The sequence below is a fragment of the Lactococcus sp. S64 genome (genome assembly GCF_016516525.1).
GTDB classification, from domain to species: Bacteria; Bacillota; Bacilli; order Lactobacillales; family Streptococcaceae; genus Lactococcus; species Lactococcus lactis.
This window is the reverse complement of record NZ_JACVUQ010000004.1, coordinates 116,601-142,780: the sequence shown is the minus strand read 5'-3', so window position 1 is coordinate 142,780 and position 26,180 is coordinate 116,601. Positions and strand designations below refer to the sequence as shown.

22 protein-coding genes are annotated in these 26,180 nt (G+C 36.0%); 19 read left to right on the top strand and 3 right to left on the bottom strand.

Annotation, left to right across the window (positions count from 1 at the left end):
* The first annotated feature begins 73 nt into the window (after window positions 1–73).
* The 15 genes from recR to recA all read left to right on the top strand — a co-directional run bounded on the left by recR (window position 74) and on the right by recA (window position 20,028).
* Window positions 74–670 carry a recombination mediator RecR gene (gene recR, locus IAE51_RS06030; protein WP_003131648.1) on the top strand — a complete coding sequence of 199 codons (597 nt, stop codon included), beginning with the start codon at window positions 74–76 and terminating at the stop codon, window positions 668–670.
* Window positions 671–786: 116 nt separating this feature from the next.
* Window positions 787–1,836 carry a D-alanine--D-alanine ligase gene (locus IAE51_RS06025; RefSeq protein ID WP_012897191.1) on the top strand — a complete coding sequence of 350 codons (1,050 nt, stop codon included), beginning with the start codon at window positions 787–789 and terminating at the stop codon, window positions 1,834–1,836.
* 74 nt (window positions 1,837–1,910) lie between these two features.
* Window positions 1,911–3,233, top strand: coding sequence for a UDP-N-acetylmuramoyl-tripeptide--D-alanyl-D-alanine ligase (gene murF / locus IAE51_RS06020; RefSeq protein WP_143459086.1), 1,323 nt, complete (start codon window positions 1,911–1,913; stop codon window positions 3,231–3,233).
* Window positions 3,234–3,402: 169 nt separating this feature from the next.
* Complete coding sequence (locus IAE51_RS06015; RefSeq protein WP_187398558.1) at window positions 3,403–5,055, top strand: peptide ABC transporter substrate-binding protein; 1,653 nt, start codon at window positions 3,403–3,405, stop codon at window positions 5,053–5,055.
* A gap of 308 nt (window positions 5,056–5,363) precedes the next feature.
* Window positions 5,364–7,001: a peptide ABC transporter substrate-binding protein gene (locus IAE51_RS06010; protein WP_058206233.1), complete on the top strand. Its 1,638-nt coding sequence runs from the start codon at window positions 5,364–5,366 to the stop codon at window positions 6,999–7,001.
* Window positions 7,002–7,078: 77 nt separating this feature from the next.
* Window positions 7,079–7,990 (top strand): ABC transporter permease, encoded by a 912-nt coding sequence (locus IAE51_RS06005; RefSeq protein ID WP_003131640.1) that lies wholly within the window; start codon window positions 7,079–7,081, stop codon window positions 7,988–7,990.
* A gap of 15 nt (window positions 7,991–8,005) precedes the next feature.
* Window positions 8,006–9,037 (top strand): ABC transporter permease, encoded by a 1,032-nt coding sequence (locus tag IAE51_RS06000; protein ID WP_200094979.1) that lies wholly within the window; start codon window positions 8,006–8,008, stop codon window positions 9,035–9,037.
* 2 nt (window positions 9,038–9,039) lie between these two features.
* Complete coding sequence (locus tag IAE51_RS05995; protein WP_003131637.1) at window positions 9,040–10,089, top strand: ABC transporter ATP-binding protein; 1,050 nt, start codon at window positions 9,040–9,042, stop codon at window positions 10,087–10,089.
* Window positions 10,089–11,027: an ABC transporter ATP-binding protein gene (locus tag IAE51_RS05990; RefSeq protein WP_168784680.1), complete on the top strand. Its 939-nt coding sequence runs from the start codon at window positions 10,089–10,091 to the stop codon at window positions 11,025–11,027. The genes IAE51_RS05995 and IAE51_RS05990 overlap by 1 nt, the downstream gene beginning before the upstream one ends.
* 229 nt (window positions 11,028–11,256) lie before the next feature.
* Entirely contained in the window at window positions 11,257–12,828 is a 1,572-nt protein-coding gene (locus IAE51_RS05985; RefSeq protein WP_015425810.1) for a peptide chain release factor 3, read from the top strand.
* 262 nt (window positions 12,829–13,090) lie between these two features.
* Window positions 13,091–14,734, top strand: a complete 1,644-nt coding sequence (locus tag IAE51_RS05980) for a DEAD/DEAH box helicase (protein WP_012897199.1) — start codon at window positions 13,091–13,093, stop codon at window positions 14,732–14,734.
* A 363-nt stretch (window positions 14,735–15,097) separates the two neighbouring features.
* Entirely contained in the window at window positions 15,098–16,009 is a 912-nt protein-coding gene (gene era, locus IAE51_RS05975; RefSeq protein ID WP_003131632.1) for a GTPase Era, read from the top strand.
* A gap of 96 nt (window positions 16,010–16,105) precedes the next feature.
* The gene (gene asnB, locus IAE51_RS05970) at window positions 16,106–17,698 is read left to right on the top strand and encodes an asparagine synthase B (protein ID WP_010905297.1); all 1,593 of its coding nucleotides are present in this window, start codon (window positions 16,106–16,108) and stop codon (window positions 17,696–17,698) included.
* A gap of 194 nt (window positions 17,699–17,892) precedes the next feature.
* A complete protein-coding gene (mutM, locus tag IAE51_RS05965; protein WP_143459092.1) occupies window positions 17,893–18,711 on the top strand; it encodes a DNA-formamidopyrimidine glycosylase in 819 nt (272 codons plus the stop codon).
* Window positions 18,712–18,864: 153 nt separating this feature from the next.
* Window positions 18,865–20,028 (top strand): recombinase RecA, encoded by a 1,164-nt coding sequence (recA, locus tag IAE51_RS05960; RefSeq protein ID WP_033900453.1) that lies wholly within the window; start codon window positions 18,865–18,867, stop codon window positions 20,026–20,028.
* A 12-nt stretch (window positions 20,029–20,040) separates the two neighbouring features.
* Here recA and IAE51_RS05955 read toward each other — a convergent pair whose 3' ends face one another.
* The gene (locus IAE51_RS05955) at window positions 20,041–21,414 is read right to left on the bottom strand and encodes an amino acid permease (RefSeq protein WP_003131627.1); all 1,374 of its coding nucleotides are present in this window, start codon (window positions 21,412–21,414) and stop codon (window positions 20,041–20,043) included.
* Window positions 21,415–21,482: 68 nt separating this feature from the next.
* Window positions 21,483–22,862 carry an amino acid permease gene (locus IAE51_RS05950; protein ID WP_012897204.1) on the bottom strand — a complete coding sequence of 460 codons (1,380 nt, stop codon included), beginning with the start codon at window positions 22,860–22,862 and terminating at the stop codon, window positions 21,483–21,485.
* Between the two features lie 146 nt (window positions 22,863–23,008).
* Here IAE51_RS05950 and IAE51_RS05945 point away from each other — a divergent pair, with 146 nt between their 5' ends.
* The 3 genes from IAE51_RS05945 (at window position 23,009) to IAE51_RS05935 (ending at window position 24,439) form a co-directional block, all read left to right on the top strand.
* Window positions 23,009–23,389 (top strand): YlbF family regulator, encoded by a 381-nt coding sequence (locus IAE51_RS05945; RefSeq protein WP_010905299.1) that lies wholly within the window; start codon window positions 23,009–23,011, stop codon window positions 23,387–23,389.
* On the top strand, window positions 23,376–23,690 hold the full coding sequence (locus IAE51_RS05940; protein WP_003131624.1) for a YlbG family protein: 315 nt from the start codon (window positions 23,376–23,378) through the stop codon (window positions 23,688–23,690). Before IAE51_RS05945 ends, IAE51_RS05940 begins: the two co-directional genes overlap by 14 nt.
* Before the next feature lie 230 nt (window positions 23,691–23,920).
* A complete protein-coding gene (locus IAE51_RS05935) occupies window positions 23,921–24,439 on the top strand; it encodes a hypothetical protein (RefSeq protein ID WP_003131623.1) in 519 nt (172 codons plus the stop codon).
* A 64-nt stretch (window positions 24,440–24,503) separates the two neighbouring features.
* On the opposite strand, the gene IAE51_RS05930 is transcribed toward IAE51_RS05935, so the two are convergent.
* On the bottom strand, window positions 24,504–25,097 hold the full coding sequence (locus IAE51_RS05930; RefSeq protein WP_010905301.1) for a CYTH domain-containing protein: 594 nt from the start codon (window positions 25,095–25,097) through the stop codon (window positions 24,504–24,506).
* 216 nt (window positions 25,098–25,313) lie between these two features.
* On the opposite strand from IAE51_RS05930, the gene IAE51_RS05925 reads away from it, so the two are divergent.
* Window positions 25,314–26,120 carry a DUF817 domain-containing protein gene (locus IAE51_RS05925; RefSeq protein WP_023163745.1) on the top strand — a complete coding sequence of 269 codons (807 nt, stop codon included), beginning with the start codon at window positions 25,314–25,316 and terminating at the stop codon, window positions 26,118–26,120.
* Window positions 26,121–26,180: the final 60 nt, after the last annotated feature.

The window sequence follows — 26,180 nt, the reverse complement described above, 5'->3', positions numbered from 1 at the left end:
TTTTCATTTTCAGTCTTTTATAGTAAAATTAATAAATTGAATAAAATATTTACAAGTGAAGAATTGGTGAAATATGTATTATCCTGAACCTATTGCTCGCCTGATTGAGTCGTTTTCAAAATTACCAGGGATTGGTCAAAAAACAGCGACTCGATTGGCTTTTTATACGATTGGCATGGAAGATCAAGATGTCAATGAATTTGCAAAAAATCTTCTGTCAGCAAAACGGGATTTGAGTTTTTGCTCGATTTGTGGGAATTTAACAGAAAGTGATCCTTGCGCCATTTGTACCGACCCAACGCGTGATCGAACAACTATATTGGTCGTTGAAGAATCTAAAGATGTTCTTGCTATGGAAAAAATTCGGGAATATCGAGGACTTTATCATGTTTTGCATGGTACGATTAGTCCAATGAATGGGATTTCTCCTGATGAAATTAATGTTAAAACATTGATTACAAGATTAATGGATTCAGAGGTTAAAGAAGTGATCATCGCAACTAATGCCACTTCTGACGGAGAAGCAACCGCCATGTATCTGGCTCGAATGATTAAGCCTGCAGGAATTAAAGTGACTCGCTTGGCTCGTGGATTAGCTGTAGGGTCTGATATAGAATACGCAGATGAAATTACTTTATCAAAAGCGGTAGAGAATCGGTTGGAAATTTGATTTTTTCTGTGGTAAAATAAAAAAGACAATTACTGACAGAATTGTATTGTAAAAATATCGCATGCTGTCAGTAAAAAGAAGTGTCTGACAAAGCTGTCAGTAAAAAAGGAAGAAATATGTCAAAAGAAACATTAATTTTGTTGTATGGTGGTCGTTCTGCTGAGCGAGAAGTATCAGTTTTATCAGCAGAATCGGTGATGAGAGCTGTTAATTATTCTCGTTTTGTTGTAAAAACTTACTTTATCACTAAGGGTGGTGAATTCATAAAAACGCAAGAATTTACTGACAAACCTGCTGAAGAAGAAAAACTACTGACAAATGATTTGGCAGAATCTTATCCAAAGATTTCACCAGCAGCAATTTACGAAAAAGATGCCGTTGTATTCCCAGTTTTACATGGACCAATGGGTGAAGATGGCTCGATTCAAGGATTTTTAGAAATTTTACGTTTGGCATATGTTGGTCCAAATATTTTATCTGCGTCAAGCACAATGGATAAATTATTGGCAAAACACGTTTTTGAAGCGGTTGGTGTACCCCAAGTTCCTTATGTTGCGGCTTTTGCTGATGAAAATCAAGGAGAAATTGCTCAAGAAGTAGTCGAAAAATTAGAATTTCCAGTTTTTGTTAAACCTGCTAATATGGGTTCTAGTGTTGGAATTTCAAAAGTTGATGATTTAGCAGACCTTCAACCTGCGCTAAGCGAAGCCTATAAATATGATAACCGTGTTGTCATTGAACAAGGGGTGGATGCGCGTGAAATCGAATGTGCTGTTTTGGGAAATAATAGTGACGTTTCTGCAACGCTTCCAGGTGAAGTTGTGAAAGATGTTGAGTTTTATGATTACAACTCAAAATATATTGATAATAAAATTCAAATGGACATTCCAGCAAAAGTTCCTGCTGATTTAGCTCAAAAAATGCAAGAATATGCTATAAAAGCGTACAAAGCAGTCAATGGGACGGGCTTGTCACGTTGCGATTTCTTTGTGACTAAGGATGGAAATGTTTATCTCAACGAAATTAATGCCATTCCAGGATTCACACAATGGTCAATGTATCCATTGCTTTGGGAAAATATGGGCTTATCTTATTCTGATTTAATTGAAAAGTTAGTTGATTTAGCTAAAGAAACTTTTGAAACACGTGAAAATCATCTTTTATAAAAAATACAAATCTGTCAGTAAATCGATTGCTGACAGATTTTTTTGTCAGTAAAAAGTGTTATAATGGAGTCACTATGAAACTCACAATTCACGAAATCGCCCAAGTCGTTGGCGCAAAAAATGATTGGTCGCAACTGGCAGATTTGTCAGTCAATAAAATTGAATTTGACAGCCGTTTGATTGAAAAAGGGGATATCTTTTTGCCACTTAAGGGGGCACGAGATGGTCATGATTTCATCGAAATCGCTTTTGATAATGGAGCAATAATCAGCTTTTCAGAAAAAGAAGTCGAACAAGCTCATCTCTTGGTTGACGATAATCTGCTTGCTTTCCAAAAATTAGCAAAATATTATCTTGAAAAGACAAAAGTTCCAGTTATTGCGGTGACAGGTTCAAATGGAAAAACAACAACCAAAGACATGATTGCTGCTGTTTTGTCTAAGAAATTTAAAACATACAAAACACAAGGAAATCACAATAATGAAATCGGCTTACCCTACACCATTTTACATATGCCGGACGATACTGAAAAATTAGTTTTGGAAATGGGAATGGATCACCCTGGTGATATTGATTTTTTATCAGAACTTGCTAAGCCTGAACTTGCTGTCATTACCTTAATTGGTGAAGCACATCTTGAACATATGGGAAGTCGCGAAAATATTGCTAAAGGGAAAATGGGGATTACGGCTGGTTTGCATGGTGAGCTTATTGCCCCTGCTGACCCAATTATTAATGCTTTTATCCCAGACAATCAAAAAATTATTCGCTTTGGTTTGCCCGGTGAAGATTTATTTATTACAAAATTAGTCGAACACAAAGAAAAATTAACTTTTGAAACTAATTTTTTAGATGAATCAATTACTATTCCAGTTCCTGGTAAATATAACGCGACGAATGCTATGTTAGCTGCTTATGTTGGCTTACATTATGGACTTTCAGAAGCCGAAATTAAAAAAGCTTTGAAAGAAGTAGAGCTGACCAGAAATCGGACAGAGTGGAAAAAAGCAAAAAATGGTGCAGACCTTTTGAGTGATGTTTATAATGCCAATCCGACAGCAATGCGTTTGATTTTGGAAACTTTCCAAGCCATTCCTAAAAATGAGAATGGTCGAAAGATTGCAGTTCTTGCTGATATGTTAGAACTTGGACCCAGTGCAGCCCAACTCCATAAAGATATATTGAAATCTATTGATTTCAATAAAATTGATAAAGTCTATCTTTATGGTGAAATGATGAAAAACTTGGCAGAAATTTCGACTGACAAAGCGGTCAGCTATTTTACAGATTTAGATTTACTGACAGAAAGTCTGTCAGCAGATTTGAAACCAACTGACCAAGTATTATTCAAAGGTTCAAATAGCATGAAACTTTCAGAGGTTGTTGAAAAATTATAATGATAAAAAATACTGACAGAAAGTTAGTATTTTTTTATTTTCATTAAATTATCAGAAAAATACAACAATATTCTTGACAATGTATTTTTGAAAAAGTATAATAAGTCCACATTTAATTTTCAGAATAATATGAAAATTCAATAGTATCTTTACGATTTGGAGAAAGCAGATGAAACAAGGAAAAATTATTGGACTCACCAGCCTTATTGCCCTGTCAGGAATTATTTTAGTGGCCTGTGGCACAAAAACAAGTGAGCAAAAAAACATCAAATTTTCAATTCCCACAGATGTGGCATCACTTGATACTACAATTTTAACTGACCAGTATTCTTATGATGTTGCTGGAAATGTGGAAGAAGGATTGACACGCGTTGACTCTAAAGGAAATGCTGCCTTAGCACTTGCAAAATCAATTGACGTTTCAAAAGACGGCTTGACCTACACGGTTACTCTTAGAGATAATTTGAAATGGTCAAACGGTGACAAGTTGACTGCTAAAGATTTTGTTTATTCATGGAAAAGAGCAGTGGACCCTAAAACTGGTTCAGAATATGCCTATTTGATGGGGGCAGTTTCTGGGGCTAATGATATTATTTCTGGTAAATCATCACTCGATAGTCTAGGAATTAAAGCCGAGTCAGATACAGAATTTACAGTCACATTGGCACAACCAACACCATATTTTAAATTTCTCTTGTCAGAACCTGTTTATTACCCTCTTGACCAAAAAGTTGTTGATAAATATGGCAAACAATATGGAACGTCCTCAGATAAAACCGTTTATAATGGACCATTCATGTTCAAATCAGATAAAGGTTGGACAGGAACCAATAAAACTTTTTCAATTTATGCCAATCCAAACTACTATGATAAGTCGGCAGTCAAATCTAAACAAATTGATTTCCAGGTCATTTCAAATGCAAATACAGGAGCACAGCTTTATAAACAAGGGAAACTTGATTTTACACTCCTTTCAACAACTGATTTGATTAATGCCAATAAAAAGACGAAAGGTTATACTGTCTTTAAACAAGCACGGACAGATTATATTGAATACAATCAATCTGGTAAAAATGCCTCAAGTCCAGACGCCCAAAAAGCACTAGCTAATCAAAATATTCGTGAAGCCTTAAATTTGGCAACTAACAGAGCAGGAGTCGTCAAAACAGCCCTACCAGGTTCGACCGTTGCGACAAGCTTTACACCAGTGGGAATGAGCAAGACCTCAACAGGAGAAGATTTTGCAACTTATGCAAAACAAGATTATCGCTATGACCCGACAAAAGCAAAAGACCTCTGGGAAAAAGGATTAAAAGAGCTTGGTTTAACCAAGCTCACCCTTAGCCTTGAAGCTGCTGGAGATTTAGCACCGTCAGAAGCAACAGCCAACTTTTTACAAACAGCCTATCAACAAAATCTACCAGGCTTGACTGTCAATTTAAAACTTGTTCCATTCAAACAAAGATTGAATGACGCTCAAAATGGAAATTTTGATATGGTTCTCTCAGGTTGGGGTGGAGATTACGCTGAACCTTCAACTTTCTTGCAACTCTTTACGACAGGCCAATCATATAATGACGGTAAATTTTCTAGTAAAACTTATGATGATGCCTTTAAAGCAGCAACAACAACGCCAGACGTTCTTGAACCAGCCAAAGTAGATGAACATTACAAAGCGGCAGAAGCAGCCCTCTATCAAGGGTCATACATCAATCCAGTTGATTTCCAAGCCAATCCAGCTTTAATGAATCCTAAAATTACAGGCCTAGAATTTCATTCAACCGGTTTAGCTTACGACCTAAAATCGGCTTATGTTAAATAAAAAATACAAAAAGATAAATTTTCTGAAAATTTATCTTTTCTATTGAATATTCTTTCTGCAAAAATAAAACACGAACCAGTCAGAGCCCAATTAAATGAAAGGGTTTTAAATAAAAGTGTAGTAAAAAAATCTTTTTCAAAAGTTTGTGAAAATTTTCCGCTATTTAAAAATTAAATGTTAATTTTCAGAAAACATAACCATTATACTTTACAATTCAGGTTGAATTAAGTATAATACCAATATAATAAATTTTCTGACAATAATAAAAATTGCGAAGTCAGACACAATTCATGAAAGAGGGAAATTACATGAAGACTTGGAAAAAAGTTACCTTAGGTACAGTTGCACTTGGTTCGGCAGCTTTGCTTGCAGCATGCGGCAATAGCGGTTCTAGCTCATCGTCATCATCAAAAGACATTCAATGGAATTTGACATCACCTATTCAAACATTGGATTCATCACTCGCGACAGATACATATTCAAATATCATTATTGGTAATACCAATGCTGGTTTGACACGTGTGGACAAAGATGGTAAAGCACAGCCAGAATTGGCAAAATCAGTTGATGTATCAAAAGATGGCTTGACATATACTTTCCATCTTCGTGATGGCTTGAAATGGTCAAACGGTGATGCTTTGACAGCTAAAGACTTCGTTTATTCTTGGCAACGTGCGGTTGATCCAGCGACTGCTTCAGAATACGGATACCTCCTTGGCCCAGTTAAAAACGCCAACGAGATTAATGGTGGTAAAGCTGATAAATCAACACTTGGTGTTAAAGCAACTGATGACAAAACATTTGTTGTTACCCTTGCACAACCAACACCATACTTTGAATTCTTGACAGCTAACTCTGTTTATTACCCACTCAACCAAAAAGTAGTTGAAAAATACGGGAAACAATACGGAACATCTTCAGAAAAAATGGTTTACTCAGGACCATATAAATTTGAAAAATCAAAAGGTTGGAACGGTTCAAACCAAACATTCTCAATCGTGAAGAATGATGATTATTGGGATAAGAGTGCAGTTAAAACTAAAGAAATCGACTTCCAAGTGGTTCAAGACCCTAAAACTTCATTTAACCTTTATAAACAAGGTAAGATTGTCCAAGCAAGTATTGGTGACCCAGACCTTTTCAAAGCAAATAAAAATAATAAAGATGTCGTATCTTTGGATGAAGCAACAACAGCTTACATTCAATATAATCAATCTGGGAAAAATAAAGCTCTTGCTAACAAGAACATTCGTGAAGCCTTCAACCTTGCTACTGACCGCCAACAATATGTTGATACAGTAACGCCTGCTTCGAATCCTGCGACAGGCTTAACACCAGCGGGTATGGCTAAAACAAATACTGGTGAAGACTTTGCTAAGTATGCAGCACAACCATATAAATACGATGCCACAGCAGCTAAAGCAGCTTGGGCTAAAGGATTGAGCGAAATTGGCGAAACTAAACTTACTTTGACTTTAACAACTGATGATACATCAGCTTCTAAAGACTCAGCAACTTTCCTTAAACAAGCATGGGAAAAACAACTTCCAGGTTTGACTTTGAATATCAAATCAGTACCATTTAAACAACGTTTGAATGACTCTACTACTGGTAACTTTGATATGGTTATCTCACTTTGGGGTGGTGACTATGCTGAACCGTCAACTTTCCTTGATTTATTTGTAAAAGATGGACCAAATAATAATGGTAAAATCAATAACGTTACTTATGATAAAGCCATTAAAGCAGCTGAAGTAACAGATGCGCTTGATCCTGAAAAGCACTATGCAGACTATAAAGCGGCTGAAGAAGCACTTTATACAGAATCAAATCTCAATCCGCTGTACTTCCGTACAACTCCAGTCCTCCGTAATCCTAACCTTAAGGATGTACGCTTTGGTTCAACTGGTTTAATGTATGACTTCAAAACAGCTTACCTCAAATAATAATAGAGTTTTAGAGCAAGAAAGTTAGGATTGGCAGATTGCCAACCCTATCTTTTGCTTAGATTAGGAAATTTTTTATGATTAAATATATTCTTAAACGTTTGGGGCTTTTGCTTCTGACTTTGTTCCTGATTGTGACATTGACTTTCTTTATGATGCAAGTCATGCCCGGAACACCTTTCTCAAATCCCAAACTAACGCCAGATCAACTGGAAATTTTAAAACATGCCTATGGTTTGGATAAACCGCTTTGGCAACAATACTTTATCTATGTAGGACACATGTTCACAGGTAATTTTGGAACATCATTTGTTTATACAAACCAACCTGTTATTACAATGATCGCTCAACGTTTACCAGTTTCAATGCAACTTGGAGTTCAAGCGCTTATTCTTGGGACAATTCTTGGAGCCTTTATGGGAAAAGCTTCCGCTCGTCGTAAAAATGGCATCCTTGATGGAATTTTCGGTTTTGTTTCAGTCCTTGGGATTTCAGTTCCTTCATTCGTAATTGGTACCTTAATCCTTCTTTACTTAGGATTTAATTTGAATCTTTTCCCAATTTCTGGTTGGGGAACCTTCTCACAAACAATTATGCCAACAATCGCTCTTTCTTTTGCTCCAATGGCTGTGGTAACTCGTTTTGTTCGTTCTGAAATGATTGAGTCTTTATCTTCTGACTACATCTTGTTAGCTCGTGCTAAAGGACTTTCTGAAAAAGAAGTGGTCAATAAACATGCATTGCGTAATTCATTGATTCCAATGCTGACTTTGATTGGGCCAATGGCTGCCAATCTTTTGACAGGTTCGGTCTTGATTGAAAAAATCTTTTCAATCCCCGGGATTGGTTCACAATTTGTTGATTCAATTCCAGCCAAAGACTTCCCAGTTATTATGGCAACAACAATTGTCTATGCAGTAATCTTGATGCTATTTATCTTAGTTACAGATATTCTGACTGCAATTGTTGATCCACGAGTTCGTCTCTAGAAAGGGTTTGTCGAAATGGAAAATTTAAATAAAGACTTCACCCTTGTTGGTTCAAAGGGTTCAGATTCAACAGAAAAAATTGCGAAACCTGCCTTGAGTTTTTTCCAAGATGCTTGGCGTCGTTTTAAGAAAAATAAAGTAGCTTTGGTTGCCATGTGGATTATTGCGATTACATTGGTTTTCTCAGTAATCTCAGCATTTGTTGTACCACAATCAAAGGCAAATTACTTTGATCCAAATAAATCACAAGTTTATGGAAATCTTCCGCCAAAACTATCAGGTAATTTACCATTTTGGAATGGTGAATTTAAAGCACCGGGTTCTACTGAAAGAACAGATGTCTATAAATCACAAGATGTTCCAAGCAAAGACAAATATGTCTTCGGGACTGATAAATATGGTCGTTCATTAGCTAAACGAACAATTGTTGGTTTGCGTATTTCATTGATTATTGCCCTTGCTGCCGCCTTGATTGACTTAGTAATCGGGGTGACCTATGGGATTATTTCCGGCTGGATGGGCGGAAAAGTCGATATGGTCATGCAACGGATTATTGAAATCATCCAATCTGTACCTAACTTAGTTGTAGTAACAATGCTTGCTCTACTTTTGGGACAAGGAATTTCATCAATTATTATTGCGATTGGTCTATTTGCATGGACCGGGATGGCCAGGCAGGTACGGAACATGGTTCTCTCCTATAAGGAGCGTGACTTCGTCTTGGCCTCAAAAACTTTAGGACAATCTACTTGGAAAATTGCAGTAAAACATTTGTTGCCAAACGTTTCAGGGGTTATTGTTGTCCAAATCATGTTTGATATTCCAAGTATGATTATGTATGAGGCTGTTTTATCAGCGATTAACCTAGGGGTTAAACCGCCAACGTCTTCTTTGGGGACTTTGATTAATGATGGGATTGCAAGCTTGCAATTCTATCCATTCCAATTGATTATTCCAGCAGTAGTATTGTCTGTGCTTTCACTCACATTTATCTTCTTTGGAGATGGTTTGCGTGATGCATTTGACCCTAGAGCAAGTGAGGATTAGAAATGGCAGAAGAAAAAGTATTAGAAGTTAAAAATTTGCATGTCAATTTCCACACCTATGCTGGAGATGTTAAAGCGATTCGTGATGTATCTTTTGATTTAGAAAAAGGGCAGACCCTAGCGATTGTTGGTGAGTCTGGCTCTGGTAAATCAGTAACAACAAAAACTTTGATGGGCTTGAATGCGAAAAATGCGGTAATACCACAAGGTGAATTATTATTTAAAGGGCGTAACCTTCTTGATTTAAAAGAAGAAGAGTGGCAAAAAATTCGTGGAAATGAAATTTCAATGATTTTCCAAGACCCAATGACTTCTCTTGACCCAACAATGCGTATTGGAAAACAAATTGCTGAACCTTTGTTGAAACACAACAAAGGAATGAGCAAGGCCGATGCCATGAAACGGGCCCTCGAATTGATGCAACAAGTCGGAATTCCTGATGCCGAAGTGCATATTAATGATTATCCACACCAATGGTCAGGCGGGATGCGTCAACGTGCAGTTATCGCGATTGCCTTGGCTGCTGACCCTGAAATCTTGATTGCAGATGAACCAACAACTGCGCTTGACGTTACAATTCAAGCACAAATTATGCATATGATGGCTGAATTGCAAGAAAGAATTAATTCATCAATTGTCTTCATTACCCATGACTTGGGAGTTGTTGCTGGTTTTGCACATAAAGTGGCGGTAATGTATGCGGGTGAAATTGTTGAATACGGAACAGTTGAAGAAATTTTCTATAACCCACAACATCCATATACTTGGGGACTCTTAGATTCAATGCCAACGGTTGATTCAAGTGTGGACCGATTGGTTTCAATTCCAGGAACTCCACCTGATTTATTGAATCCACCAAAAGGGGATGCCTTTGCAGCACGTAATAAATTTGCCTTGGCAATTGATTTTGAAGAAGAACCTCCATACTTTGAAGTATCTCCAACACATTTTGCCAAAACTTGGCTTTTAGACCCACGAGCACCAAAAGTAACGCCTTCCGATAATATCTTGGCACGCTGGAAACGCTGGGAAGAATTGAAAGGGGATAAATAATGACAGAACCTAAAAAAGTAATTGAAATAAAAAACCTTGATTTGACTTTTAATAAAGGAAAGAAAGGGGCTAATAAGGCAATTAATAATGTTTCTTTAGATATTTATGAAGGAGAAACATTTGGTCTCGTTGGAGAATCTGGTTCTGGTAAAACGACGATTGGTCGAGCAATTCTTAAACTTTATGATAATTTCATTACTGGTGGAGAAATTCTCTTTGAAGGTAAAGATGTTCGTAATTTAAAAGGTTCAGAGTTGCGCGAGTATCGTTCAGAAGCACAAATGATTTTCCAAGATCCACAAGCTTCATTGAATGGACGGATGCGCGTTAAAGATATCGTTGCTGAAGGACTTGATGCCAATGGTTTAGTAAAAACAAAGGCTGAACGTGATGCTCGTGTATTGGAACTCTTACGTTTGGTTGGATTGAATGATGACCATTTGACACGTTATCCGCATGAGTTTTCTGGTGGACAGCGTCAACGGATTGGGATTGCACGTGCACTTGCCGTAAAACCTAAATTTGTCGTAGCTGATGAGCCTATCTCAGCACTTGATGTTTCAATTCAAGCTCAGGTTGTTAACTTGATGAGAGATATTCAAGCAAAAGAAAACTTGACTTACTTGTTTATCGCTCATGATTTGTCAATGGTTAAATATATTTCTGACCGAATTGGTGTCATGCACTGGGGGAAAATTTTGGAAGTTGGAACTTCTGACCAAGTTTACAATCATCCAATTCATCCTTATACTAAGAGTTTGCTGAGCTCAATTCCGTCACCAGACCCTATTTCTGAGCGGGAACGTACTCCAATTGTTTATGACCCAACGGCTGAATTGGATGGACAAGAACGTGAAATGCGGGAAATTACCCCAGGACATTTTGTTTTCTCAACAGAAGCAGAGGCAGAAATTTACAAGAAAAACGCTACTATATAAATAAAAAATTTAATGATAAAACAATTAGTTTTGCTGATTGTTTTTTCTTTTGGTTAATTACCAATCAAATTAATTTTTTAAGTCTTTAGTTTGTTGGTAAGATTTATAAAAATCAACTATAAAATCAGGGCAAATTTTGATATAATTAAAAGAACTATTTTTTTGAGGCTTAACCAATGTAAAATAAATTAAAAATATAAATGAATAATTAAAGAAAAAGAGAGTATAAATGACTTTACAAGAAGAAATAAAAAAACGCCGGACTTTTGCCATCATCAGTCACCCGGATGCTGGTAAAACGACGATTACTGAACAATTGTTGAAATTTGGTGGAGCCATTCGGGAAGCGGGGACTGTAAAAGCTCGTAAAACTGGTAATTTTGCTAAGTCAGACTGGATGGATATTGAAAAAGAACGTGGAATTTCTGTAACAAGTTCTGTTATGCAGTTTGATTATGCAGGCAAACGTGTTAATATTTTGGACACGCCTGGGCACGAAGATTTCTCAGAAGATACTTACCGAACATTGATGGCAGTTGATGCTGCGGTCATGGTTATTGACAGTGCTAAAGGGATTGAAGCACAAACGAAAAAACTTTTCCAAGTTGTAAAACGCAGAGGGATTCCGGTTTTCACTTTCATTAATAAACTTGACCGTGATGGACGTGAACCGCTTGATTTACTTTCTGAATTGGAAGAAATTCTTGGAATTGCTAGTGTACCAATGAATTGGCCAATCGGAATGGGGAAAAATTTCCAAGGTCTTTATGATTTTACGCATGGTCGTGTGGAAGTTTATCAACCTGAGGATGGCAAACGTTTTGTTGAATTTGATGAAAATGGGGAAGTGCCGGCTAGTCATCCTTTGACAAAAAATCCATTCTTTACTCAAGCTTTAGAAGATGCTGAATTACTTTTGGATGCAGGGAATCAATTTTCTGAGGAAGAAGTTGTTGCAGGGCAATTGACACCAGTTTTCTTTGGTTCGGCTTTAACTAGTTTTGGGGTAGAAACTTTCCTTGAAACATTTTTAGAATATGCACCAGAGCCTCATTCACACAAAACGGTGGACGAAGAAGAAATTGAACCTTTAAATCCTGATTTTTCTGGTTTCATTTTCAAAATTCAAGCAAATATGGACCCACGTCACCGTGACCGAATTGCTTTTGTTCGGATTGTATCTGGTGAATTTGAACGAGGAATGGATGTTAATCTTGTTCGGACGGGTAAGAAAGTGAAACTCTCAAATGTCACACAATTTATGGCTGAATCGCGAGAAAATGTTGAGAATGCTGTAGCTGGTGATATTATTGGGGTTTATGATACTGGAACTTATCAGGTTGGGGATACATTAACCACAGGTAAATTGAAAAAATCTTTTGAACCATTGCCAACATTTACCCCTGAGCTCTTTATGCGTGTCCAAGCGAAAAATGTGATGAAACAAAAATCTTTCCAAAAAGGAATTGACCAATTGGTACAAGAAGGAGCTATTCAGCTCTACAAATCTTATACAACTGGTGATATTATGCTTGGTGCGGTTGGGCAACTTCAATTTGAAGTCTTTAAAGACCGGATGGAGCGTGAATATAATTCTGAAACAATCATGACACCCATGGGGACAAAAACGGTTCGTTGGATTAAAGAAGAAGATTTAGATGAAAAAATGTCTAGTTCACGTAATATTTTGGCACGAGATCGTTTTGACCATCCTTTATTCTTGTTTGAAAATGAATTTGCCATGCGTTGGTTTAAAGATAAATATCCAGATGTTGAATTAATGGAACAATTTTCAGTATAAAATTACTGACAGATATTTTATATAGTAGAAAAGCTTATATTCTTTAAAAAATATCATAAAAATTTACTGACAGCTTTGTCAGTATATTTTTTATGAAAATATTTTAAAAAAGTAAAGGGCGTAAGCATTTTCAGTCAAAAAATTATGCTATAATAGATAAGTTACGTCAGGCGAGTCACATAAATTTCGCCTGTAGCAAGGGTTTCGTACCCTGTAATAAAAAGTTTGGCGTGGGAACACGCAGTAGAAATATAGGTAAAAAATGAAATTTAGTGAACTCGGCCTGTCAGAAGGAATCGTAAATACACTTACAGAGATTGGTTATGAACAACCAACACCGATCCAAGAACAAACAATTAAACTTGCACTTGAAGGGCGTGACGTTCTAGGTCAAGCGCAAACAGGAACTGGTAAAACAGCAGCATTTGGTCTTCCAACAATTGAAAAAATTGATGCTTCTAATCCAGCTATTCAAGCACTCGTTATTGCTCCAACCCGCGAACTTGCGGTTCAAGGACAAGAAGAACTTTTCCGTTTTGGTAAATCAAAAGGGCTTAAAGTTCGGACTGTTTTTGGTGGTTCAAGTATTGAAAAACAAATTAAAGGCCTTAAAGCTGGTGCACATATTGTTGTGGGAACACCAGGACGTTTGGTTGACTTGATTAAACGTAAAGCAATTAAATTGGATCAACTTGAAACTTTGATTCTTGATGAAGCTGATGAAATGTTGAATATGGGATTCTTGGAAGACATTCATTTCATCATTGAAAAAACACCAGAAGCTCGTCAAACATTGCTTTTCTCAGCAACAATGCCAAATGACATCAAAAAAATTGGTGTGAAATTCATGAAGAATCCTGAACACATCAAAATTGCAGCCAAAGAAATGACTGCTGACCGTATTGATCAATATTTTGTAAAAACAAAAGAATTTGAAAAATTTGATGTTTTGACTCGTTTGCTTGATGTTGAACGTCCAGAACTTGCAATTGTTTTTGGTCGTACAAAACGTCGTGTTGATGAATTGATTCGTGGTCTTAAATTGCGCGGTTACCGTGCTGAAGGAATGCACGGAGATTTGGACCAAAATAAACGTTTGGCTGTTTTGCGTGATTTCAAAGCAGGACATATTGACGTTTTGGTTGCAACTGACGTTGCTGCTCGTGGACTCGACGTGTCAGGAGTTACTCACGTTTATAACTACGACATTACTCAAGACCAAGAAAGCTATGTTCACCGTATCGGTCGTACCGGCCGTGCTGGTAAATCAGGACGTTCAGTAACATTTGTTTCATACAATGAAATGGGTTATCTTCGTGCCATTGAAAATATGACTAAAAAGCCAATGAAAGGCTTGAAACCACCTACAAAAGAAGAAGCTTACCAAGCGTCACTCTCAGTAGCTATGGATGATGTCCTTCGTGATTTGTCTGATGATTCAGCTAAAGCAAAATTGGCTAAATTTGACAAACAAGCAGCTAGCCTACTTGAAAAATTTGATGCTAAAGAATTGGTTGCTTTACTTCTTCAAGGTCGCGTAAAAGACCCTGATAATCAAGAAGAAGTTAAGATTACAGCTGAACGTCCATTGCCATATAATGGTGAAGGAAAAGGCTTCAAGAAAAAAGGTAAAGGTGGCGGCGGACGCTATAAAGGTCGTGGAAATGGCGACCGTGATGGCAACCGTGGCGGTTACCGTGGAAATCGTGATGGTAAAGATGGCGAACGCGGTGGAGATCGTAAACGCAACTGGAAAGACCGTGATGATAACCGTGGCGGTTACCGTGGAAAACGTGATGACCGTCGTTTTGACGATCGTAAACAAGGAGAAAAAACTCCTCGTAAACGTACCACAGGAACTGAAAAATCAGCTGGCTTCGTAATGCGTAGCCGTGGTGACAAATAAAAATAATCAAGAAATTTCGGTAAATAGAGGAATCATCAGTTAGCTGATGATTTTTTCTTTTGTCAGCTGTCAGTAATTTTATTGTTTGAAAGTTAAACAATAAATCTGTCAGTAGTTTTTGAATACAAGATTATTCTGTCAGTAAATTTGCACTGAACATAATTGGATTTAACAAGCTGACGGAGATGACAAATGATTTTTAAAAACTCTGTCGCTTTCCGTCAGTTTAAAGCGATTGCTTAATGAGCTTTAAATCGGCGAATAAAGAATTTGTCAGCTTTACTGATGATTCTGTCAGTAATTTTCACAATCATTTTTTAGAATTTTACTTAAAAAGAACTGATTTTATGCTATAATAGCGCTATGACAAATAACAAATTTAAATCAGGATTTGTGGCGATTTTAGGTCGTCCAAATGTTGGAAAATCAACATTTATGAACCACGTGATGGGACAAAAAATTGCCATCATGTCAGATAAACCTCAAACAACAAGAAATAAAATTCAAGGAATTTATACTACAGAAAATGAACAAATTGTTTTCATTGATACGCCAGGTATTCACAAACCACACAATGCTTTAGGCGATTTCATGGTTCAATCTGCTTATTCGACTTTACGTGAATGTGATGTCGTTTTGTTCATGGTTGCGGCTGATGAACCACGTTCAACCGGTGAAAATATGATTATTGAGCGCTTGAAAAAGGCAGAAGTTCCTGTCATTTTGGTCGTCAATAAAATTGATAAAATTCATCCTGACCGTCTTTTTGAAATTGTAGCCGATTATACTTCACAAATGGAGTTTTCTGAAGTGGTTCCAATCTCAGCTAAACAAGGGAATAATACAGAAAGATTAATTGATACGCTCTCTGAAAAATTGGACGAGGGTCCTCAATATTTCCCAGAAGATCAAATCACTGACCATCCTGAGCGTTTTCTTGTTTCAGAAATGATTCGTGAAAAAATCTTATTATTAACTCGGGAAGAAGTTCCACATTCAATCGCAGTCACTACTGACCAAATGACTCGAGATGAAGAAACTGGAAAGATTCATATCATGGCAACAATTATTGTTGAACGCAAGAGCCAAAAAGGGATTATTCTTGGTAAAGGCGGCGATATGATTCGTAAAATCGGGAAAATGGCTCGTCGAGATATTGAAATTATGCTTGGGGATAAAGTTTATCTTGAAACTTGGGTCAAAATCAAAAATGACTGGCGCGACCGAAAAATGGATTTAGCTGACTTTGGCTACAATCGTGATGATTATATGTAATGAAAATAGCGAATTGTCGCTATTTTTGTTTTATTATGAAATTTCCAGACAATTGTGATATAATATTGAAAATTATAATTATTATTGGGGGAAATTATGTGCGGTTTTTTATTTATGGAAACATCTGATTTAACGATAGAAGAGTTTAAAAGTAATTTGGAATTGATTGAGCATCGAGGACCAGATGACCAACAGCATGTTCGTGATACTTTGGGAAATGATTTTGGTTTTTGCCGACTTTCAATCATGGATTTATCAGACTTGGGACGTCAACCCTTTGGTTTAAATGGCAAAAGAGTTATGTGTAATGGTGAAATCTATAACTTTTTAAGTCTCCGTAAGTTCTTGGAAACAAAAGGTTATAAATTTACTGGTGATTCTGACTGTGAGGTTCTTTTACCACTTTTTGAAACTACTGGAATCGAAACAATGGTAAAAATGCTTGATGCTGAATTTGCTTTTGTCTTGGTTGATGAAAACACTGCTGAAATTTTTGCCGCTCGTGACCCCTTTGGGATTCGTCCACTTTTTTATGGTTATAATAAAGTAACTGGCAAAATTTCGTTTTCATCCGAAGCCAAAGCACTAATTTCAACATGTAATGATGTGACGCCATTTCCTCCAGGTTACTACTATGCCAATGGTGAATTTCATGTTTTTAATGACATTGCTGAGGTTTCAACAATTGTTGAAGAACCTTTGGCTGAAATTTCAGGACATATTCGTCGCAAATTGGAACGTGCAGTCAAAAAACGTCTTCATGCAGATGCTCCAATGGGCTATCTCTTGTCAGGTGGTTTAGATTCATCATTGGTTTGTGCGATTGCAGCTAAGGAATTAGAAAGTCCAATCAAAACCTTTGCTATTGGAATGGAAACCGATCCGATTGATTTGAAATATGCTCGTGAAGTGGCAGATTTCTTACGAACTGACCATACCGAAATTCTGATGACAAAAGAAGATGTACTTTCAGCAGTCCGTGAAGTGATTTGGCACTTAGAAACATGGGATATCACAACTATTCGGGCTTCTATTGGGATGTATTTAATCTGTAAATATATTCATGAGAATACAGAACTGAAAGTTTTGATGACTGGTGAAGTTTCTGATGAAATGTTTGGTTATAAATATACTGACTTTGCTCCATCAGCGGGTGCCTTTCAAAAAGAAGCTCAAAAACGAGTGCATGAACTTTATATGTATGACGTCCTGCGGGCTGACCGCTGTTTAGCGGCTCATTCTCTTGAAGCGCGTGTTCCTTTTGCTGATTTGGATTTTGCGGCCTATGTCATGTCTATTAATCCCAGCAGAAAATTGAATACTTATGGCAAAGGAAAATATCTCTTGCGTCATGCTTTTGAAGGGACTGAACTATTGCCAGATGAGATTTTATTCAGAGAAAAAGCTGCTTTTTCTGACGCTGTTGGTCACTCAATGGTTGACTATTTAAAAGAATTTGCTGACGAAAAATATTCTGATGAAGACTTAGCAAAGGCCAGTGAAAAGTATCCAAAACATACACCATTTACCAAAGAATCATTGATGTATCGTGAGATTTTTGAAGAATTTTATCCAGGATATGAAGATTGGATTCTTGATTTTTGGATGCCAAATCGCGATTGGGTTGGGGCAGAAGTTACTGACCCATCAGCTCGCGTCTTATCAAATTATGGTGATTCTGGAAAATAAATTTTGAAATCTTTATCATAAAAAAATGAATGAGAAATGTTAAAATAGTCACTGATGAAACTTATCTAATGATAAATTGTCAGTGATTTTTTTATATTTAAATTTAATTAAGAATACAAAAGAAAGTTGTCAGTAAAAAATGAATTAAAATTTACTGACAGACTTGTTAGTAAATTTTTTGATGTGAGGGAAAAATGCCAGAGTTACCAGAAGTTGAAACAGTGAGAAGAGAGCTTGAAAAAAGAATTGTTGGACAAAAAATTGTATCTATAGAAGCCACTTATCCAAGAATGGTTTTAACTGGTTTTGAGCAATTGAAAAAAGAATTGACAGGAAAAACCATTCATGGCATTTCACGTCGCGGAAAATATTTAATTTTTGAAATTGGCGAGAAAGATCGTTTGATTTCTCATCTGCGGATGGAAGGAAAATATCGACTTGCAAGCCTCAATGTTCCAATGGAAAAACATGACCATTTAGCCCTTAAATTTACTGACGAACAATTAATTTATGCTGACGTAAGAAAATTTGGAACTTGGGAATTGATTTTTACTGACCAAGTCCTTCCATATTTTTTGAAGAAAAACATTGGTCCGGAGCCAACTTATGAAACTTTTGATGAACAGATTTTCCGAGAAAAATTGCAGAAATCGACAAAGAAAATTAAACCTTTTCTACTTGAACAAACATTAGTGGCTGGACTTGGAAATATTTACGTTGATGAAGTGCTCTGGCTAGCAAAGATTCATCCAGAAAAAGTGGCAAATCAACTGACAGAAAGTTCTATTCATCTTTTACATGATTCCATCATTGAAATTTTGCAAAAAGCAATTAAATTAGGCGGCTCAAGCATCAGAACTTATAGTGCTTTAGGTTCAACAGGAAAAATGCAGGACGAATTACGAGTGTATGGAAAAACAGGGGAAAAATGTGTGCGTTGTGGCAATGAAATTCAAAAAATAAAAGTGGCTGGTCGGGGGACCCACTTTTGCCCATTCTGTCAGCAAAAATAATGACTTGATTTTTACTGACAGCTTTTAAAAATTAATTTAAAAAACTCAGTGACAAAGTTAATAAAAAAACGTATAGATAGAATATAGGGGCTTATAAAAAATCCTGAAAAATGCTATAATTAAACAATAAATAAAGAATAACGGAGATAAAATTTGGCAACAAAGAAAAAAACAAATTTTGATGATATTACCAAAAAATATGGCGCTGAACGTGACAAAGCTTTGGCAGATGCACTTGCTCTGATTGAAAAAGACTTTGGGAAAGGTTCACTTATGCGTCTTGGCGAAGCAGCCAACCAGAAAGTGTCAGTAGTAAGTTCAGGCTCACTTGCACTTGATATTGCGCTTGGTGCAGGTGGATATCCTAAAGGACGTATCGTTGAAATCTACGGACCAGAATCTTCTGGTAAAACAACAGTCGCTCTTCATGCCGTTGCAGCGGTTCAAAAAGAAGGTGGAATTGCAGCCTTTATCGATGCTGAAAATGCGCTTGACCCAGAATATGCAAAAGCGCTCGGTGTCAATATCGATGAACTTTTACTTTCACAACCAGACTATGGTGAACAAGGGCTTCAAATTGCTGAAAAATTGATTACATCTGGTGCGGTTGACTTAGTTGTTATTGACTCAGTTGCAGCTTTGGTACCTAAAGCCGAAATTGACGGTGAAATTGGTGATAGTTCAGTTGGGCTTCAAGCTCGTATGATGTCACAAGCCATGCGTAAACTTGCAGGACATATTAATAAAACAAAAACAACAGCTATTTTCATCAACCAATTGCGTGAAAAAGTTGGGGTTATGTTTGGTTCGCCAGAAACAACACCTGGTGGTCGTGCATTGAAATTCTATGCTTCTGTACGTCTTGATGTACGTGGTTCAACAAAAATCGAAGAAGGTTCTGGAGATAACAAGACCCAAATCGGTAAAATCACAAAAATCAAAGTCGTTAAAAATAAAGTGGCTCCACCATTCAAGGTTGCTCTCGTAGATATCATGTTTGGTGAAGGGATTTCAAGAACCGGTGAACTTTTAAACATTGCTGTTGATGAAGGAATCATCAAAAAATCAGGCGCTTGGTTTGCTTACAATGACGAAAAAATTGGTCAAGGAGCAGAAAAAGCGAAGAACTATCTCAAAGAACATCAAGAAATCTTTGATGAAATTGACCATAAAGTTCGTGCCGCACACGGTCTTCTTGATGAAGCAGAAGTAGCAGAAACTACAGAAGATACTTCAACAAAATCTAAGGCAACTAAAGCTAAAAAAGAAGAAAAAGTAGTCGAAACTGAAGAAATTGAACTCGAACTTGAAGATTAAAAAAACAGCTGATTATTCAGCTGTTTTTATTTTTTTAAAGAAAGTAAATAGTCCAAAAATAAGAACCCAAATCACAGAACCAATGGCCGGAACAATTGTATCTTTAAAGCAGAATAGTGAAATAAAGATTAGGACAAATCCAGCAATGGCTAATGGAATAAAGATGTGGGCTGCAGGTAAAACAAACCCTTTAGGATCAAAATCGCTTGATTTCCGATATTTAAGATAAGTAATTAAGGTCATCAGATAAACCACTAGAAAAAGATTGGTTGCGACACTTGTAATAAAGACAAAAGAATTAGAAATCGCAGGAATCATCGAGATGAATGGAGTAAATAGAATTAATAATGAGGTGAAAAGTAAAGCATTTACTGGTACACCAGCTTTTGAAAATTTAGTAAATGGTTTAAGTATTTTATCATTATTGAGTTTTGATAAAGAATAAAGATTACGAGTGATTGAAAAGAGGGCAGAGTTTAAAGCCGAAGCAGCAGAAGTTAGTACGACAAAGTTCACTAAAGCCGCTGCCCACTTGATTCCAATGAGTTGGAAAATGGTAACAAATGGTGATTTATCAGCCGGAATATCGCGCCATTGGTAGATACTCATAATTGCCAACAGTGCCCCAACATAAAAGAGGACAATCCGAATTGGAATTTGGTTAATCGCTTTTTTCAAAGTTGGTCTAGGATTATCTGTTTCTGCTGCAGTCATTCCGATGAATTCCATCGAAACAAAAGCAAACATGACCATCTGGAAGCTTTCAAAGAAATTAGAAAGCCCATTTGGGAAGAACTCGAAGCCTTTGGTGATATTAGTTACACTAACAGTATCAGTTCCTGTATGATAATGACTAAAAATGAGGATTATTGCCGTTAAAATCAAACCAATAATCGCCACAATTTTAATCATCCCAAACCAAAATTCGGTTTCTCCAAAAAATTTTGGATTTAAAGTATTCAATAAAGTTAGAAGAACTAATACAAAGACTTCTGTCATCCAAATTGGTAAATCCGGCAACCAAAAATTAATATAAGTCCCAATAGCAATTAGCTCAGCCATAGCTACAAAAACAACAACCAGTAAATAAGACCACTGAATAAAGTAACCAGGTTTTTCACCGAGATAACGTGAAACAAAATTTAAAAAGGAATGTTGATTGGGATCTTGGTAAAGCATCTCCCCGATAGCTCTTAAGAGAATATACATAAGCGCACCGATTATTAAATAAACAAAAATAATTGATGGGCCAGTGAGGTGAATCGATTTTCCGGCACCGAGGAATAATCCCGTACCAATTGTTCCAGCAATGGCAATAAGTTGAATATGCCTATTTTTTAAACCACGTTGTGAGGGCTTATTTTCTTCATTTTGATTTGTATTCATAATATTATATTATACGCTTTTTCATTTAGTTTTTCAGAAGTCACTCTGTCTAGGAAAAGATGACTCGCTTAGATTTTTTTATAGTGCGAGTAGAGTCCAAAGAAAATTGTCCAGACAATTGCTCCCAAGGCCGGATAAAAGGTATCAGCATTGAAAAACAAAGAAGCAAAGACAATTGCAAAGATAGCTACGATAAAGGGAACGGTAATTTGAGGTTTTGGTGTCAAGAAACCTTTAGGATTGTAATCTTCAGATTTGCGATATTGCCAATAAGTGTAGAGGGTAATAAAGTAAACCACTAAAAATAAATTAGTCGTACAAGAGGCTGCAAAATCGAAAGCATTTTTTATCTGAGGAATAAGAGTCAGGACAGGAGCCAAAAGCGAGAGAGCAGTTGCCATATAAAGGGCATTGATAGGAATTCCCGCCTTAGAAAGTTTTGTAAAAGGAGTTAATCTTCCTTTGTCATGCTGTTGAGCAAGTGAGTACATATTTCGTGTTGCTGAAAATAATGAACTATTAAGCGCTGAAGCAGCAGAAGTCAGGACAACAAAGTTAATGAGCGCCGCTGCCCATTTGATTCCAATAAGTTGAAAAACCATAACAAATGGAGATTTATCAGCCGGAATATAGTGCCAGTTGAAAATAGCCATAATAGCCAAAAGTGCTCCAACATAGAAAAGTAAAATACGTACTGGAATTTGATTAATTGCTTTTGGTAAACTCTTTTTAGGATTAACTGTTTCTGCCGCAGTCATTCCAATAAATTCCATAGAAGTAAAGGCAAACATAACCATTTGTAAGGCACCAACAAAGTTCCAAGCACCGTGTGGGAAGAGTTGAAAGCCATCAAAAATGTTGTTTAGTGAAGCAGAGTCATGAACGGTTTTTCCGCTTAAAACAGTGCTATAGTGAAAATTACCAGCTACTAAAATAATCGCAGTGACAATCATTCCAATGATTGCTGCTACTTTAATCATCGCAAACCAAAATTCAGTTTCACCAAAAAAGCGAGAATTTAAAGTATTAAGTCCAAAAAGAAGAGCTAGCATGACAATTTCAATCAACCAAAGTGGAACCTGAGGAAGCCAAAATTGAATATAAGTTCCGATTGCTGTCAATTCAGAGATACAAACAAAAACAATAACTAACCAATAAGACCACTGAGTGAAGTAACCTGTCCTGACGCCTGAATATTTTGTGACAAAATTTAAAAATGAATGCTGACTAGGGTCGTTGTAAAGCATTTCTCCGATTGTTCTTAAGAAAAAGAACATCGCAATCCCAATAAGAATATAAGCAAAGATAACGCTTGGACCAGTCATTTGAATGGTTTTCCCAGCTCCTAGAAAAAGTCCGGTACCAATCGTTCCAGCAATAGCAATAAGTTGAATATGTCGGTTCTGTAAGCCCCGTTGAGCTTCATGTTTCTCTTGAAGATTTTCCAAAAGTTTTCCTCCCTTAAATTATCAGATAATTCCAATAATGTGTTAATTATTATACCAAATTAATAAATTTGTATCAAGAGTCATATTCTTTTTTGCTAAAAATAACAGTAAAGTGTATCATTTGATATTTATGATATAATAAAAATATGTTAATAATCGACCAAAATCTATTGGAAATAGATAATTTGTTAGAAAAGATAATGGACGAGTTTTTGAAATTTCCAGAAGTTGAAGCTTATCAGAAAGCTAAAGCTGATTTTATGGCAGATGAAAATTTACAAAGTCAGCTTAAAACTTTACAGGATAATTCTGAATATATCGCTTTTCGCCCAGAGCTAAGAGCGCTTCAGCATGAAATAAATTTGAATGAGAAGGTTTATGCCTTTCGTTTGGCAGAAAATGACCTTCAACAAATTTTGACAGCTTTGACTAAGAAAATTACAAATAGTATTTCGGAACAGATTTATGTTGATGAGAATTTACCGTTGAAAGGAGGGCAACATGGACGACATCATGGAAAGCATTGAGAAAAAAGAAATTCGCCCCCTTTTTATAAAGGAGCGAATCGCAGTTTATGTTTATTGCTATTCATATAAAGGAACAAGACAATTAAGTAAATTTGGCGATGTGGTTTATACAAGCCAAAAATCAAATTATAGTTTACTCTATGTCAATAATGAAAATCTTTCAGATTTATTGAGTAAATTAAAAGATTTGAAATTTGTTAAAAAGGTACGTGTGGGTCATATTAAAGAACTTGACCAAAACTTTTCTGAAGCTTTTGCTCAAACTAATCTTGCCGTTAAAGAGGAAATTGAGCGCTTGTAAGTAAGGGAATAAAAGTGAGCTCACGTGTCAATAATGTAATTGGTATTGTGTATTATTTGAGTGAGCAGACTTTTTTTGTTAATATAGTAAAAAAAAGAGAGGAGACTTGGTAGAGTAATACTGCTTCATTAGATGAAGTTTGGAATTTGGAAAAAAGTTGTATTCTATAGATTCTGATTATCACTTCTTCTCAACCATGAAACGATACCCAAAACCAAGGAAGAAAAACTATGTTGGAGACTCATTATTACTTCACTCCCATTTTAGACCATTTAGAACCATTTGATCATAATGATTGGCATTTATATCCGATTGTCACTTTACCTGCGGCTAAGCAACTACGGGATGCAGAAGATTTGCCTAAAAATATTGTTTCGTTAAATGCTTGTTATGACCGTTTGCGAAAAGTATCACTTGATTATCTAACTGTAAATCTTTACGGACGAAAACAAGGAAGAGCTTTTCTCTTATTGTTGCAGGATGTTTTAGAAGAAACGACGATTTTAGATTATACAGTTCAAGTTCGTCAGCAGATTTTGAAAGAAATCGGCGTGTCTACTCTGAATTTTATGGAATATCGTTCTTTTGCTAAAAGACATCTCGCTTTAATGTTAAAAGATTTTAGAAAAAATGATTTTCAAGCTTCTCCAGCAAGTCTGATTATGACTAATGAGGAATGTTTGAAAATTGAAGATTGTCCTCATGCCCTCTTACAACAATACTTAGAACAAATTGAAAAAACTGCCTGATGCTTGTCAGACATTTTTTTTATAAAAAAATACTGACAGGATTCTGTCAGTAAAATTTTAAAAATTATTTTCGTAAATGTCTTAAACAGTCTAAAAAACGAACAACTTTGGATTTTGAAAAACGATATTCAACTCGATTTTTATCTAAAAAGTCAAAAAAGTCTTTTTTCCCTTGTTTGCTGTCATCTACTTCAAGCTCAAGCTCATAATCAGTATGCCCTAGATAATCATTCTTGTCTAATGCAGCAAGCCCAATTGGAAGATGTTGCTCATAACGAATCGTCGTCAAACTTCCAATTAAAGTGATTTCCTCAAGATTAATATCTCGTGCAGTTAGTAACTCACAGATTTCACTTAAATCAGTCTCTCCACAGACAATATTTCGCTCGCCAAGGAGTTGTTGAGCTTCTTCAAGACTGAGATCAATATTATATTCAATATTTCCAACTTCTTGCGGAACTTTTAAAGTCATTTCTGCGGACTTATCAAAAGTTCTAATACGCAAAGCCAATTTTTTCTTGCGTAATTTAAAATCTTTTGAATCTAAGTAGTGGTTAGTTTGCCTAACAGGGGTTACGTGAGTAAAGAGTTTTTTGAGCTGGTCATACTCAGCCAGCGACAATAGCGACTTATACTCAATCTCCAAATTCGTACTCATTAATTAATTTTTAAGATAATTTTCTAAAGAAAATATCTTTCCTTTCAGTTGGGTTAAACGATATATTAATTAAAAGTATATCAAAAGGCTGACTATAAGTAAAGTTGCGCCCTAAGTTGAAGAGGGAGAAAAGCTGGCTCAAAGCAGAGAAACAAAGGGAAGTTTTAAAAATGAAGGAGACTAGACAAGGACAGAAAATATGATAGAATTAAGGCTATGGAAAAAGTAGAAGAGAAATATCATTTAAAAGATTTTTGGGATTTTGGTTTGAAACAATTTCGGTCAGCAATTTTTGGAATTACCATTATTCTGTCATTAATTGTGACTACCTTCATCAAAATTCCACATCTTGCACGTTATGACACTTTATTGATTTGTGTCATCGTCATTCAAATGATACTTTTGGTCAGCAAATATGAGCGAGCTTATGATTTAATTCCAATCATGGTCTTCCATGTTTTGGGAATGATTTTAGAAATATTTAAAGTAAAGCATGGGAGTTGGTCCTATCCAGATGCCGGCTTATTTAAAATTATGGATGTTCCCTTATACAGTGCTTTTATGTACTCGGCAATTGGCTCATATATTGTTCGGGCAATAAAAGAGTTTGATTTAGAAGCAATCAATTGGCCGCATTGGTTGATGTCCATTGGTATTTCTGTTCTTATTTATCTCAACTTTTTTAGTGGAACCTTTGGCTTTGATTTCAGAAATATCTTTTATCTCTTTATTTTAATGATTTTCTGGAAAACTAAATTTACTTTTGTATTGCGGACAAAACGTTATCAAATGCCGGCAATTTTGAGTTTCTTTTTAATCGGTCTCTTTATTTATTTTGCAGAGAATATTGGTTCTTATTTTAGTGCTTGGACTTATTCTTATCAGTTAAAAGCTTGGCAATTTGTTGATTTAGGTAAAATCTCTTCATGGACTTTATTGATTATCGTTTCAATCATTATTGTTATTGAACTACAGAGATATTTTTCAAAAAAGATAAAAGTAAAAAATATAATTAAGAACTAAAAAGGGCAAAATGATTGCTCTTTTTTTATTGAAATTTAAAGCATTTAAGTAGCAATAATG